Annotated in this window: 10 protein-coding genes; 1 reads left to right on the top strand and 9 read right to left on the bottom strand. The window is 40.5% G+C overall.

Going from position 1 to position 14,525, the window contains the following annotated elements:
* Positions 1-61 precede the first annotated feature (61 nt).
* Positions 62-2,740: a calcium-translocating P-type ATPase, SERCA-type gene (locus ACQ5H4_RS04855; protein WP_430773861.1), complete on the bottom strand. Its 2,679-nt coding sequence runs from the start codon at positions 2,738-2,740 to the stop codon at positions 62-64.
* Between the two features lie 343 nt (positions 2,741-3,083).
* On the opposite strand from ACQ5H4_RS04855, the gene ACQ5H4_RS04850 reads away from it, so the two are divergent.
* A complete protein-coding gene (locus ACQ5H4_RS04850; protein WP_430773860.1) occupies positions 3,084-4,793 on the top strand; it encodes an Rqc2 family fibronectin-binding protein in 1,710 nt (569 codons plus the stop codon).
* An 80-nt stretch (positions 4,794-4,873) separates the two neighbouring features.
* On the opposite strand, the gene pyrE is transcribed toward ACQ5H4_RS04850, so the two are convergent.
* Genes pyrE through ACQ5H4_RS04810 form a run of 8 tightly spaced genes read right to left on the bottom strand, consistent with a single transcriptional unit; the run spans position 4,874 to position 14,382 of the window.
* On the bottom strand, positions 4,874-5,509 hold the full coding sequence (gene pyrE / locus ACQ5H4_RS04845) for an orotate phosphoribosyltransferase (RefSeq protein ID WP_430773859.1): 636 nt from the start codon (positions 5,507-5,509) through the stop codon (positions 4,874-4,876).
* Positions 5,490-6,221, bottom strand: coding sequence for an orotidine-5'-phosphate decarboxylase (pyrF, locus tag ACQ5H4_RS04840; protein ID WP_430773858.1), 732 nt, complete (start codon positions 6,219-6,221; stop codon positions 5,490-5,492). The genes pyrE and pyrF overlap by 20 nt, the downstream gene beginning before the upstream one ends.
* A complete protein-coding gene (locus ACQ5H4_RS04835; RefSeq protein ID WP_430773857.1) occupies positions 6,193-7,134 on the bottom strand; it encodes a dihydroorotate dehydrogenase in 942 nt (313 codons plus the stop codon). The genes pyrF and ACQ5H4_RS04835 overlap by 29 nt, the downstream gene beginning before the upstream one ends.
* Positions 7,131-7,910, bottom strand: coding sequence for a dihydroorotate dehydrogenase electron transfer subunit (locus ACQ5H4_RS04830; protein WP_430773856.1), 780 nt, complete (start codon positions 7,908-7,910; stop codon positions 7,131-7,133). The genes ACQ5H4_RS04835 and ACQ5H4_RS04830 overlap by 4 nt, the downstream gene beginning before the upstream one ends.
* The gene (gene carB / locus ACQ5H4_RS04825) at positions 7,907-11,122 is read right to left on the bottom strand and encodes a carbamoyl-phosphate synthase large subunit (protein WP_430773855.1); all 3,216 of its coding nucleotides are present in this window, start codon (positions 11,120-11,122) and stop codon (positions 7,907-7,909) included. The genes ACQ5H4_RS04830 and carB overlap by 4 nt, the downstream gene beginning before the upstream one ends.
* The gene (locus tag ACQ5H4_RS04820) at positions 11,101-12,204 is read right to left on the bottom strand and encodes a carbamoyl phosphate synthase small subunit (RefSeq protein WP_430773854.1); all 1,104 of its coding nucleotides are present in this window, start codon (positions 12,202-12,204) and stop codon (positions 11,101-11,103) included. The genes carB and ACQ5H4_RS04820 overlap by 22 nt, the downstream gene beginning before the upstream one ends.
* Complete coding sequence (gene pyrC, locus ACQ5H4_RS04815; RefSeq protein WP_430773853.1) at positions 12,201-13,487, bottom strand: dihydroorotase; 1,287 nt, start codon at positions 13,485-13,487, stop codon at positions 12,201-12,203. The genes ACQ5H4_RS04820 and pyrC overlap by 4 nt, the downstream gene beginning before the upstream one ends.
* Positions 13,450-14,382, bottom strand: coding sequence for an aspartate carbamoyltransferase catalytic subunit (locus tag ACQ5H4_RS04810; RefSeq protein WP_430774053.1), 933 nt, complete (start codon positions 14,380-14,382; stop codon positions 13,450-13,452). Before ACQ5H4_RS04810 ends, pyrC begins: the two co-directional genes overlap by 38 nt.
* Positions 14,383-14,525: the final 143 nt, after the last annotated feature.

The raw sequence follows: 14,525 nt of genomic DNA, 5'->3' as shown, positions 1-14,525 counted from the left end.
TTCCTGAGTATAGAAAAAGGTAATAGAGCTTTCTCTATCACCTTTTGGATTATAACATACTTTATTTATTTTTACTTGCCAAAAATGAACCTGCTAGTAAAAAAGTTGGGATGGACGCAAAACCAATGACTAATAACCAATCGCGAAGAGCAAGTGGAACGGTATGGAAGATTGGTTGTAGTGGCGGATAGTACATAACTACTAGCATTAAAGCTAATGAGGAAATAACCGCCCATACAAGATACATGTTTCCAAATGGATTTCTTGAGAAAACTGATTTTTCACTGCGGCAATCGAAAACATGAATCAGTTGTGCTAAAACAAGAGTAGCAAAAGCAACTGTTTGAGCATGGATTAAATCATCGGGATTTTCATTATACGAAATGATGAACGCAAGCAAAGTAGAAATTCCAATTAAAAAACCTCGTGAGATAACCTTCCAGCCTAACCCTCTTGCAAAAACTCCTTCTTTAGGACTCCGCGGACCACGCTTCATCACATTTTCCTCTGGCTGATCAAGACCTAGCGCCATTGCTGGTAATCCATCCGTTACTAGGTTGACCCAAAGAATTTGAATCGGCACTAGAGGCAGTGGGAGTGCAAGCAACATGGCAAACAGCATCACTAATATTTCACCAACATTGGAAGCAAGCAGATAACGAATGAATTTACGAATGTTCTCGTAAATATTCCTTCCTTCCTTAATCGCTGCTTTAATCGTTGCAAAATTATCATCGAGAAGAACTAATGCAGATGCTTCTTTCGCTACATCTGTACCGGTAATTCCCATTGCAACACCAATGTCTGCTGCCTTAATAGCCGGCGCATCATTGACCCCATCACCAGTCATCGCGACGATATGACCTCTACTTTGTAATGCTTTTACAATCTTTAACTTATGTTCTGGAGAAACACGTGCGAATACTGAAACATCATCCACAACTTCTTCTAGTTCTTCTACGGACATCTCATTTAGTGCATGACCATCTAGCACCTTACTTTTTGGTGTTAAAATACCTAGCTGTTTGGCAATTGCCTTCGCTGTAATGATATGATCTCCGGTGATCATGACGGTCTTAATGCCTGCTTCTTTACATTCTTTTACTGCATGCTTCACTTCTGGACGAGGTGGATCAATCATCCCTTGTAACCCGATAAAAGTGAGATCCTTCTCTGCTTCTCTTTCATCAAGGATGAGCGTTCCAGGTGATACCTCTCGGTAAGCAATCGCTATCGTTCGTAATGCTTGAGATGCTAACCCTTCAATGGCATCCTTTACCTTTTCCTCCATGTCACGAGACATAAACTGTCGACGATTTTCCCAGAGGATTGATTCACTTTTTGAAATTAACACGTCTGGGGCACCCTTTGTGACAATAAATTGTCTTCCGTTCGTATCCTTCACAACAACACTCATCATTTTCCGGGCTGAATCAAACGGAAATTCTTTTACTAACTCATATTGCTTGTGAAGTTGGTCTCTTGTAAATCCTGCTTTTAGTGCAGATACGAGAAGTGCGCCTTCTGTAGGGTCTCCATCAATAACATACTCACTGCCCTTTTGAGTGATTTCTGCATGGTTACAGAGCATACCAAACATTAACATTTGCTGAAGTGCTTTCTCTTCTTTTATGGAAACCTTATGATCTCCCCGATAGAATTCGCCTCTTGGCTCATATCCAACTCCACCAACTTGGGAAACCTCTCCCCCGCTCCATAAATGGGTAACGGTCATTTTATTCTGTGTCATCGTTCCGGTTTTATCAGAGCAAATAACAGAAGCACAACCTAATGTTTCAACAGCGGGAAGCTTACGAACAATGGCTTTTTGCTTTATCATTCGTTGAACTCCAAGGGATAAAGCAACTGTTACAATTGCAGGTAGCCCCTCAGGAATCGCTGCTACTGCTAGAGATACCCCAGCTAAAAACATTGTATATAAATCGTGCCCGCCAAATACCCCTGCAATCACAACTAATACAGTTAAAAGAAGGGCTGCTGTAATTAAAATTTTTCCTAATTGCTCTAATCTTCTCTGGAGAGGTGTTTCCATTGTTTCCGCATTTTGCAGTAGGTCAGCAATTTGTCCCATCGCTGTTTTCATTCCGGTTCCAACGACAACTCCCACACCGCTTCCCCTCGTGATCATCGTCCCCATAAAGGCCATGTTTTGCATATCACCAAGACCAAGGTTTTCTTCTTGCAATTTGTTATCTGTTTTTTGTACAGGTAACGATTCTCCCGTTAATGCTGACTCCTCAATTTCTAAACTATTGGTTTCTATTAATCTCACATCTGCCCCGATTCGGTCGCCACTTGTAAATCGTAAAATGTCTCCTGGTACGACTTCTCTTGAAGCAATTTTAATCCAGTTCCCGTCTCTTAAGACGTATACTTGTGGTGCTGATAACTCCTTTAGTGCCTGAAGAGAACGTTCAGCTTTACGCTCTTGGAAAAAACCTAAAAATCCGTTGATAATGACAATCGCGATGATAGCAATCGCATCTATATACTCACCCAACAGTCCCGAAATTAACGTCGCTGCTAATAAAACAAGAACCATGAAGTCTTTGAATTGACTAAAGAATAAGATTAAAGCAGACTGCTTTTCTCCTTCTTCTAGCTCGTTGAATCCATGTTGTTTTATTCGATTTACTGCATCAGCCTCAGATAATCCGACCATGTAATCAGTATTTAAGGCTTTTTCGACTTCCTTTTTTTCCATTCCATGGAATTTCATCCGGCAATCCCTTCCTCCTTTTGATTAGGCTCTTTTCGTTCACTTGTTTGCTATAGGAACAAGAAAAAACCGGAATTAACGTTTTTTCTATCCCTCTACATACTGAATCAGGATGTTTAGACTCCATTCTGAGGAAAAGAGCACGAAACGTAATTAGATTCGTGGAACTCACTTAGTACGTAAAAACAACAAGCAATGCGAAAACTGCCACTAGTCTACAGAGTTGTCCCAACTCACTCTAAACTAAGCTTATTCAGCCTCGTCCAAAAAAATGATATAATTATTACAAAAGTGGAAGCGACGCTTTTTTTTGAAATGCAACTTATAGAAAAGGATGTTTCTTATGTCATTTGACGGACTGTTTACGCGTGCTATCACGAAGGAGCTTTCTGAGGCTTTACGTGGTGGACGTATTAATAAAATTCATCAGCCATTCAAAAATGAAATCGTGCTGGTTATTCGAGCGGGCGGAAAGAACCATAAGCTTTTGCTTTCTGTCCATCCTAGTTACGCGAGGGCACAAATTACCAAAGAGTCTTATGAAAATCCAAATGAGCCTCCAATGTTTTGCATGTTATTAAGAAAGCATTTAGAAGGATACATATTAGAGGATATTCATCAGGTTGGACTTGAAAGAATGATTGTTTTGGATGTGAAGGGAAGAAACGAACTCGGTGATCTGTCGAGCAAACAACTCGTTATTGAAATTATGGGACGCCATAGCAATATTATCTTAATTGATAAAACACGAAACATGATTTTAGACAGCATCAAGCACGTCTCATATGCTCTTAACAGCCATCGTGCCATTCTACCTGGTCAGGAGTACAAACTTCCTCCTGCTCAAAACAAATATAATCCTCTTGAGGCAACAGATGAGGATGTGTTAAAGAGAGTTGACTTTAATGCAGGAAAAATGGATAAGCAGCTGGTTGAACAATTTGCTGGTTTATCTCCTTTATTAGCAAGAGAAATCGTCTATGAAGCAGGCATTGTTAACCGGAATACCTTACCCAAAGCTTTTATTAATCGCATGGAAAAAATTCAAACCCATCAATATGAGCCATCAATTATGAGTGCTCACGGAAAAGAAATGTTTTACCTTTTCCCGATGACTCATACATCAGGTGAAGTTCAGTCGTTTTCTAATATGAGCGATATGCTCGACCGTTTTTATTTTGGGAAAGCCGAAAGAGACCGTGTGAAGCAGCAAGGAAATGATCTGGAACGATTGATTATAAATGAACGTGATAAAAACAAGAAGAAAATCGATAAGCTTCATAAAACATTGGTAGATGCACAAAATGCAGAGGAGTTTCAATTATTTGGGGAGTTATTAACCGCCAATCTCTATGCCGTTGAAAAAGGAATGACATCCGTCGAGGTTATTAATTATTATGATGAGAATGCTGGAATGGTTACCATTCCACTCGATCCACAGAAGTCACCATCAGACAATGCGCAGCGATACTTTACAAAGTATCAAAAAGCAAAAACAGCACGTAGAATTGTTCAAGAACAAATTGAAAAAGCAAACGAGGAAGTGCTGTATTTTGAGACATTAATTCAGCAAATGGAGACCGCCTCTATCAAAGATATTGAGGAAATCCGTCAAGAGTTAATTGAAGAAGGATATATTCGTGACCGACACAAAAATAAATCAAAAAAGCAAATTGTAGCAAAGCCAGTGCTTGATCAATATGTATCCTCCGACGGAACAGACATCCTCGTAGGAAAAAACAATAAGCAAAACGATTATTTAACAAACAAAGTAGCTAGTCGTGACGATATATGGCTTCATACTAAGGATATTCCTGGGTCACATGTTGTCATTCGAAGCAAAACTCCAAGTGATAGTACCATTTTAGAAGCAGCCAATATCGCTTCCTACTTTAGTAAAGCACGAAACTCAAGCTCGGTTCCCGTTGACTTCACACAAGTTAGACATGTAAAAAAACCAAATGGAGCAAAACCAGGCTTCGTCATATATGACAACCAACAAACGGTATATGTCACACCTGACGAAAACCTTATTATCCAGTTGAAAAAATAAAAAAGGGTGTCAGACACCCCAAATGGACAGATTTGCTACTTTTGTCCGTCTGGGGTGGACACTCTTTTTTCTTCATTTTATTATGCTTTTACCACCGGTTTCCAAGCTGTTGGGTCTTGGCTCCAGCTACGAAGACTAGCTACTGCATCTTCTTCGATTTTTCCAGCCGCTAATGCTACATCTACTAATGTTGAGAAATCCGTAAGTGAATATGTCTTAATGTTTGCTTCCTCTAATAGCTTTTTCCCTTTTTCCAGTTCATACGTAAAGATAGAAACGACTCCTAATACTTCACAACCCGCTTCTCTTAATGCATCAACTGCTGTAATTACGCTTCCGCCTGTTGAGATTAAGTCTTCCACTACTACTACTTTTTGTCCTGCAACGACACGACCTTCAATCTGATTTCCTTTGCCATGCCCTTTAGCTGATGAACGGACATAGCTCATCGGTAAATCAAGTAATTCACTTACCCATGCTGCATGAGGAATTCCAGCAGTTGCTGTTCCAGCTACCATTTCTGTGTCAGGGAAGTGCTTAAGTATAAGTGCCTTGAGTCCAGCTGCAATCTCTCTTCTTGCTTCAGGAAAAGATAAAGTAAGTCTGTTATCACAATAAATAGGTGATTTAATTCCTGATGTCCAAGTAAAAGGATCGTTCGGTTGTAACGAGACTGCTCCGATTTCTAAAAGTGTGTTAGCTATTTTTTGTTTCATATACTTTTCCCTCCCAAGCGTTTTTGTAAAGCTGATAAGCTAGTACCGGATCTTCGGCTCTTGTAATGGAGCGACCTACAACAATCATAGAAACACCTGCGTTCCTAGCAAACTCAGGAGTGGCTACTCTCTTTTGGTCACCAACTGACTCCGAACTCATCCGAATTCCCGGTGTAACCGTTAAGAAGTGTTCACCTAATTGTTCGCGGATGAGCTTCACTTCATTTGAAGAGCAAACCACACCATCAAGTCCTGCATCCTTCGTTACCTTTGCATAATGAAGAACGGATTGTTCGAGGCTCACTGAAATTAATTGTTCACCCTTCATTTGTTCTTCTGATGTACTTGTTAACTGTGTTACTGCGATGAGGCTTGGTCTTTTCGCACCTGAAGCCGTTCCAGCCTCAAGTCCTTCTAAAGCTGCCATCATCATTTCTTTTCCGCCTGCCGCATGAACATTCACTAAGTCACAGCCTAGGCTAGCTAGATTTCTCATCGCACGACCTACTGTATTTGGAATATCGTGCAATTTTAAATCTAAGAAAATATCATGACCCATTTCCTTTAGTTCTTTAACCATAGCAGGTCCTTCTTTATAGAAAAGCTCCATGCCAACTTTAACGAATAGTTGCTCGTTAGTAAATTTCTTTAAAAAACCGTACACATCATTTTTATCTGGAAAATCAAGCGCGATGATTAGCGAATTTTTCATTCTTTTTCCAGCTCCTTCCCGTACATTCTGAAATATGATCAAATCCAAGTTCATTTAATAACGATGGAAGTTGTTCAATGATTTTCGGACATACAAGCGGATCCACAAAATTAGCTGTACCAACTGCCACTGCGCTCGCTCCGGCATAAAAAAATTCAATCACATCTTCTGCCGATTGAACGCCACCCATCCCGATAATAGGAATATTTACGTGCTGACTTACCTCATAAATCATTCGAATCGCAACCGGTTTAATCGCTGGGCCTGAAAGTCCACCTGTATTATTAGCGAGCACAGGCTTACCTGTCTTCAAATCAAGCCTCATGCCAATTAAAGTATTTATCATGGTTAAACCGTCCGCACCGCCTGCCTCAACAGCCTTTGCCATCTCAACGATATTCGATACATTCGGTGAAAGCTTGACATAAACAGGTACACTTGATACCTCTTTCACCTTTTTCGTTAATTCCTTTGCCACTTCAGGAATCGTTCCAAAAGCAATACCACCTGTTTTTACATTTGGGCAAGAGATATTCAGTTCAAGAGCATGAACATTACTTACCTTTGAAATTTCACGTGCAACTTCAATATAGTCCTCTTCAAGTGAGCCAGCTACATTTGCGATGATCGGAACATCAAATTGGTCTAACCAAGCTAACTCCTCATCAATCACCTTTTTAAGGCCAGGATTTTGTAAACCAATCGCATTTAACATCCCAGCAGTTGTCTCTGCTACCCGTGGAGTTGGATTCCCAAACCGAGGTTCTACGGTTGTTGCTTTAATCATGATGGAACCTAATGTACTTAAATCATAAAACTGACTATACTCTCTACCGAATCCAAAGCATCCTGACGCAGGCATGATTGGGTTTTTTAATTGTAAACCAGGTAGGTTCACCGCTAATTGACTCATATAAGAACCTCCCCTCCTTTAAACACTGGCCCATCCGTACAAACCTTTTTATACGCATATCCTGTAGGATCTTCCTGTGTTCTACATACGCAGGCAAAGCAAGCACCAATTCCACAGCCCATTCGCTCTTCAAGAGAAAGGTATACTTTTTTCTCTGGATAAGCGGCCTCTAATGCTCGTAACATCGGGGTAGGACCACATGTGTACAATGTATCAAATGAAAGATTCTGTGCGGAGATCACATCCGTTACAAATCCTTTCTCCCCATGAGTTCCATCAACCGTTACGATATACGTATCACCTAATTCAGCAAATTTCTCCTCGTAAAATACCGCATCCTTTGTTGCAAAGCCTAACACATGAATGACATTCACATTTCGCATCTTTAGCCTTAGAGATAATTCATATAGTGGAGGCACACCAATTCCACCACCTACTAAAAGGGCGGTTGATCCAGCCTTTGCTTCCTCTACAGGAAATCCATTTCCTAATGGCCCTAGAACGTCTACAAAATCTCCGACTTTTTTCTGTGCAAGCAGCTTTGTTCCAGTACCTTCTGCCCGGAAAATCATCGTAAACATGTCATTTGCTTGGTCGATTTTTGCAATACTAATTGGTCTACGCAAAAGTGGATCTACACTATCACTAACTTTTAGATGTACAAATTGACCTGGTTCATTCATCTGTTGGACGAGCTCACCCTTAAGGGTGAGCTCAAATATATTGTGAGCTATTTCTTGATTGGAAAGTACGATACATTCCTCATTACGAATCATAGTAGTACTGCCTCCCTGCTGTTTGCGGGACTTTTTTCCATCGCCTCAGCTGAAAAATTCATTGATTCAATTACTCGTAAAATGGCCTCTGCTGTATCTAATGAAGTTAAGCAAGGAACACCGTTTTCAACTGATTCTCTACGAATTCTAAATCCATCACGTTCTGGCTGCTTTCCTTTTGTTAATGTGTTAATGACAAATTGCGCTTGCCCGTTACGGATTACATCAACAATATCCGGATGGCCTCCACCAATCTTCTCAACAACCTTCACTGGAATTCCTTGTTCTTGGAAGAACTTTGCTGTCCCTTCTGTTGCCATTACTTGGAATCCGATTGAGAAGAAGCGCTTTGCGATCCCTAAAGCTTCTTGTTTATCTTTGTCAGCAATCGTCATAAGAACCGAACCAAATCCTTGGATTTTCATTCCTGAAGCAACTAAGCCTTTATATAGTGCTTTTTCAAGCGTATGGTCTTTCCCCATTACCTCGCCAGTGGACTTCATTTCTGGTCCTAAAGTAATATCAACTCGTCTTAGCTTAGCAAATGAGAACACAGGTACTTTAACAAATACACCTTGCTTTTCTTCAACCAGTCCTGTCTTATAGCCCTGCTCCTTTAGCGATAATCCAAGAATCGCTTTTGTCGCCAGATTTGCCATTGGTATATTTGTGATTTTACTTAAGAATGGCACCGTACGACTTGAACGAGGATTTACTTCCAACACATACACTTCTTCTTTTGAAACAACGTATTGAATGTTGAAAAGTCCAATGATTCCTAAACCTTTTGCCATACGAATGGTGTAATCAACAAGCTTGTCTTTAACTGCTTGTGATATGCTTTGTGGCGGGTACACAGCGATTGAGTCTCCAGAGTGAACTCCTGCTCTTTCAATATGCTCCATAATCCCTGGAATAATTACTGTTTCACCATCGCAAATCGCATCTACTTCTATTTCTTTTCCAGTTAGGTAACGGTCAATTAATATCGGATGCTCTGGATTAATCTTTACTGCTTCTTTCATGTATTGCAATAACTCAGCTTCTTGGTAAACGATTTGCATTGCTCTACCACCAAGTACATATGATGGACGAACCAAAACCGGATATCCGATTGAGTTAGCAATTACTGCAGCTTCAGCGGCTGTTCTTGCCGTTTTTCCTAACGGCTGAGGAATTCCTAGCTCTTGCAATGCAGCTTCAAAGCGGTCGCGATTTTCTGCACGATCGAGATCATCCAAGCTCGTACCTAGAATCTTAACCCCTCTTTCAACAAGCTTAGAAGCTAAGTTAATCGCTGTTTGTCCACCGAATTGGACAACCACACCAGCTGGTTTTTCTAAATCAATAACATGCATAACATCTTCGATTGTTAAAGGCTCAAAGTAAAGCTTATCAGAGATACTGAAGTCAGTTGATACTGTTTCAGGATTATTATTAATGATGATGGCTTCATATCCAGCCTCTTGAATGGCCCAAACCGCATGAACCGTTGAGTAATCAAATTCAATCCCTTGACCGATTCGGATTGGCCCAGAACCAAGCACAATTACACTTTCACGTTCAGTAACAATCGATTCATTTTCATCTTCATACGTTCCGTAGTAATATGGAGTTTCTGACTCAAACTCAGCAGCGCATGTATCAACCATTTTGTATACAGGAACGATTCCTTTTTCTACTCTCCAGTCATATATAGCGCGCTCGTTTGTAGACCAAAGTTTCGCAAGAGTACTGTCAGCAAAACCTAGCTCCTTTGCTTCTCTCGTGATTTCCTCGTCAAATGGAAGAGCTTGTAACTTTGCTTCGAAATCAACAATCTTAGCAAATTTCGCAAGGAAGAATAAATCAATTTTGCTCCATGCATGGATGGTTTCGATCGTAACGCCACGTCTTAATGCTTCTCCGATATAGAATAGGCGCTCATCTCCAGCTTTACGAATTCGTTTCTCAAGTAACTCATCAGAAATTTCATCTGCTTCGTTTAGTGAGAAATGGAACACATTCGCTTCAAGTGAACGAATTGCTTTTAATAAAGATTCCTCAAAGGTACGACCAATCGCCATTACTTCACCGGTAGCCTTCATTTGTGTACCTAGTGTACGGTTAGCACTTTCGAACTTATCAAAAGGCCATCTTGGAATTTTTGAAACAATATAATCAAGTGCAGGTTCGAAACTTGCATAGGTTTTTCCTGTTACAGGGTTCATCATTTCATCAAGCGTTAACCCAACCGCGATTTTTGCAGCAAGCTTAGCAATCGGATATCCTGTTGCTTTTGATGCAAGAGCAGAGGATCTACTCACACGAGGATTTACTTCAATGATGTAATAATCATAGCTGTCAGGATCTAATGCCAGCTGTACGTTACATCCACCCTCAATTCCGAGGGCACGGATAATTTTTAATGATGTGTTTCTAAGCATTTGATACTCGCGATCACTTAGCGTTTGACTCGGTGCTACAACAATTGAATCTCCTGTATGAACACCTACTGGATCGATGTTTTCCATATTACAAACAACGATTGCATTGTCATTCGCGTCTCTCATCACTTCGTATTCAATTTCTTTAAAGCCAGCAATGCTCTTCTCTAATAAACATTGTGTAACTGGGCTATTTTTTAACCCACTTGTTACGGTTTCAACCAATTCCTCTTCGTTATGACAGATGCCTCCACCCGTTCCACCGAGTGTAAACGCTGGACGAACGATAACTGGGTAACCAATTTGTGCAACGAAGTCATATGCTTCTTCAAGGGTATGAATAATTTCACTTTCAGGTACTGGCTCGCCTAAGTCATTCATTAATGTACGGAATAAATCACGATCCTCCGCTTGCTCAATGGCTGAAAGCTTAGTACCTAAGATTTCTACATTACATTCTTCAAGAACTCCAGAGTTAGCTAACTCTACTGCTAGGTTTAATCCTGTTTGTCCTCCAAGTGTTGGGACAAGTGCATCTGGACGTTCTTTTCGGATGATTGTGCTAACGAACTCCAAAGTTAGTGGCTCAATATACACAGCATCTGCCATCGTAGTATCTGTCATAATTGTTGCTGGGTTAGAGTTAACTAAGATAACACGGTACCCTTCTTCTTTTAATGCGATACATGCTTGAGTACCTGCATAATCAAATTCTGCTGCTTGCCCAATGACGATGGGACCTGATCCGATAACTAGTATGCTTTTTATATCTGTACGCTTTGGCATTCGATTGCACCTTCCTCTTTTTCTGTCTCAATCAACTGTAAAAACTGTTCGAATAAATAATTTGCATCCTCTGGTCCAGGTGATGCTTCCGGATGATACTGGACTGTAAATGCTTTTGCTTCTTTATGCTTTAATCCTTCAACCGTACCGTCATTTAAGGCGATATGTGTAACTTCTAGAGAAGTTCCTTGAAGTGATTCTTCTTCAACTGTGTACCCGTGATTTTGTGATGTAAGAGCTACTTTTCCTGTTGCCAAATCCTTTACCGGATGATTCGAACCTCTATGTCCAAATTTCAACTTAACAGTGTTTGCTCCACATGCTAAGGCAAACAACTGATGGCCTAAGCAAATTCCAAACAGTGGAACATGTCCAATGATTTGTTGAATCATTTCAATTGCTTCTGGAACATCCTTAGGGTCTCCAGGTCCATTCGAAAGCATCACTCCGTCTGGCTTCAATCGTTTGATCTCTTCAGCTGTTGTGTTATAAGGAACAACGATTACGTCACAATCACGCTTATTTAATTCGCGTAAAATTCCATGCTTCATTCCAAAATCAACAAGAACGATTCTTCTTCCTCTACCAGGGCTTGCATAAGCAGATTTTGTGGAAACTTGCTTTACTTGATCGTTTCTAAAAGGTGCTTTTAGCCCTTCAAGCACTTCCTCAACACTTGCATCGATTGAACAGATAGCGCCCTTTAGTGCCCCATATTGTCGAATGATTCTTGTAAGCTTTCTTGTATCCACACCTGAAATTCCAGGAATATTCTTTTCTTTTAATAATTCATCTAATGTTTTTTCATTTCTCCAGTTCGATGCAAACTCTGCCGCTTCCTTCACAACCATTCCATGAACAGACGGAGAAATTGATTCAAAATCATCACGATTAATTCCGTAATTTCCAACAAGCGGATACGTAAAGGTAACGATTTGTCCACAGTAAGATGGGTCAGAGAGAATTTCTTGGTAACCAGTCATTCCTGTGTTAAACACGACTTCTCCCATTTTTTCTGTGTCACTTCCAAAAGCTTTTCCGATAAAAACTGTACCGTTTTCTAGAATTAATTGCCTTTTCATACTGTTACATACCCTCTTTTCCATGCGATTTTCCCAGCTGCGATTGTTACTACTGGCCATCCTTTACACTCCCATCCACCAAATGGAGTGTTTCTTCCTTTTGATAAAAAAGTATTTGGATCAATACTTTCTTCTTCTGTTAGATCTACAAGTACTAGATCAGCGACAGCTCCAACCTCAAGCTTTCCATATGGTAAGTCAAATGCCTGAGCCGGCTTCACTGTTAAGAAATCTACTAACTGCTTTTCTGTTAAAATTCCTTTTTCAACAAGATTTGTATATAAAAGTGGGAATGCAGTTTCTAACCCAACGATTCCAAATGGTGCGAGAGCCATTCCCTCTGCTTTTTCTTCAGCCGTATGAGGAGCATGGTCTGTGGCAATAAAATCAATCGTTCCATCAAGGAGACCTTCAATTAATGCCTCACGATCAGCTTTTCCTCTTAGCGGAGGGTTCATTTTATAGTTTGTATCTAAGCCTGGAATATCCTCATCACATAATAGTAGATGATGCGGTGTTACTTCTGCAGTTACGCGAATCCCTGCACGCTTAGCGTCACGTACCACACGAACTGATTCTTTCGTACTAATATGGCACACATGGTAATGACAGTTTGCTGCTTCTGCTAATAATACGTCTCTAGCAATATGAACCGATTCACACACAGAAGGAATTCCGTTTAACCCATGTTTTTTTGAAAATTCCCCTTCGTGTACAGACCCTTTATGAATTAACGTGTTTTCTTCGCAATGTGCTACGATTGGCATATCTACACTTGCCGCAAGCTGCATCGCTTGTAACATCATATCTGCTGATTGGACCCCTACTCCGTCATCTGTGAAGGCGAATGCTCCTTCTTCTTTTAATGCGGCAAAATCAGTCAGTTCCTTTCCTAACTCTCGGATGGTAATCGAAGCATATGGTAGCACTCGAACAGCACCTGTTTCTGCAATTCGGTTATTTAAATTTTGAAGAGTTTCGACTGAATCTGGAACCGGCCTTGTATTAGGCATAGCTGCAATCGTTGTAAATCCTCCACGAGCTGCCGCTAGTGTACCCGTAGCAATCGTTTCCTTCTTCTCTCCCCCTGGTTCACGTAAATGAACATGCAAGTCAACAAACCCAGGAGATACGAGCAATCCTGTTGCATCTATGATCTCTGCATCCTCAGCTTGAAGATCCGGACCAATCGCTGCAATCTTTTCATCTTTTATTAAAATATCGACTGCCTCTTTTTGTCCTTTATCAGTAAGCCATTGACCATTTTTGATGAGAATTGTCATTGTATTTTCCCCCTTCAGATTGTTGTAATGCTCTTTTTAATACTGCCATACGAACGTAAACGCCATTTTCCATTTGCTTAAAGATTCTCGAACGCTCGCATTCTACTAGACTATCAGCTATTTCTACATCTCTATTTACTGGTGCTGGATGCATAATAATGCTTCCTTGTTTCATTCGTTTTTCTCTATCAACTGTTAATCCAAAAGCTTGGTGATAATCAATTGTTTCTCCACCAACTTGATGTCTTTCGTGTTGGATACGGAGGAGCATGAGCACATCAACAGTTTCTGTTAACGTATCAATATCTTCATACCTTCCATATTGTAAAAGCTCTTGGTCAATCCATTCTTTTGGTCCTGAGAATACGATCTCTGCTCCTAATCGGTGAAGGGCAATCGCATTTGACCTTGCCACACGGCTGTGTATTAGGTCTCCCACAATTCCTATCTTAAGGCCTTGGAAATGTCCATATTCTTCGTAAATCGTTAGTAAGTCGAGCAACGATTGAGTTGGATGATGACCACATCCATCTCCAGCGTTAATTATTTTAACGTTTGTTTTGCCAACTAGCTGCTTGAAGTACTCATCTTCTGTGTGGCGAATGACCACTGCCTGCACCCCTATGGATTCTAAAGTTCGAACCGTATCATAAAGTGTTTCTCCTTTAGTAATACTTGATGAGTGTGTTTCAAATGGAATAATGTTTAAGCCCAGTCTTCTTTCAGCAATTTCAAAACTACATTTTGTTCTAGTACTCGGTTCAAAAAACAAGTTTGCAACAAAGGAAGATTGATTAGGCTGCCACGCAGCTCCCTCAGAAAATTTTTTCGCCTCTGCAAGGATGTCGTATATCTCGGTAACGGAAAGCTCTGAAGTAGTAAGCAGATTCATGATCAAAACACTCCTTTTGTGGTTTATGTAGAAAAATAGCACCCTGACTACTTTGCCAGGGTGCTATGCAGATAGGCAGAAGCAGAACACACCAGATTAAGGTATCTCCACTTCTCCTATGCACCCTTACAAGCCTCTCTGGACTT

Origin of the sequence: Bacillus coreaensis (genome assembly GCF_050586445.1) — a bacterium.
GTDB classification, from domain to species: domain Bacteria; phylum Bacillota; class Bacilli; order Bacillales; family Cytobacillaceae; genus Robertmurraya_A; species Robertmurraya_A coreaensis.
Note: the sequence above shows the minus strand (reverse complement) of the source record. Positions and strands in the feature narration are given on the sequence as shown.

Excerpts from the sequence above, each read along its gene's own strand:
- ACQ5H4_RS04855 (WP_430773861.1), bottom strand. The coding sequence starts at position 2,740 with ATGAAATTCCATGGAATGGAAAAAAAGGAAGTCGAAAAAGCCTTAAAT.
- ACQ5H4_RS04850 (WP_430773860.1), top strand. The coding sequence starts at position 3,084 with ATGTCATTTGACGGACTGTTTACGCGTGCTATCACGAAGGAGCTTTCT.
- pyrE (WP_430773859.1), bottom strand. The coding sequence starts at position 5,509 with ATGAAACAAAAAATAGCTAACACACTTTTAGAAATCGGAGCAGTCTCG.
- pyrF (WP_430773858.1), bottom strand. The coding sequence starts at position 6,221 with ATGAAAAATTCGCTAATCATCGCGCTTGATTTTCCAGATAAAAATGAT.
- ACQ5H4_RS04835 (WP_430773857.1), bottom strand. The coding sequence starts at position 7,134 with ATGAGTCAATTAGCGGTGAACCTACCTGGTTTACAATTAAAAAACCCA.
- ACQ5H4_RS04830 (WP_430773856.1), bottom strand. The coding sequence starts at position 7,910 with ATGATTCGTAATGAGGAATGTATCGTACTTTCCAATCAAGAAATAGCT.
- carB (WP_430773855.1), bottom strand. The coding sequence starts at position 11,122 with ATGCCAAAGCGTACAGATATAAAAAGCATACTAGTTATCGGATCAGGT.
- ACQ5H4_RS04820 (WP_430773854.1), bottom strand. The coding sequence starts at position 12,204 with ATGAAAAGGCAATTAATTCTAGAAAACGGTACAGTTTTTATCGGAAAA.
- pyrC (WP_430773853.1), bottom strand. The coding sequence starts at position 13,487 with ATGACAATTCTCATCAAAAATGGTCAATGGCTTACTGATAAAGGACAA.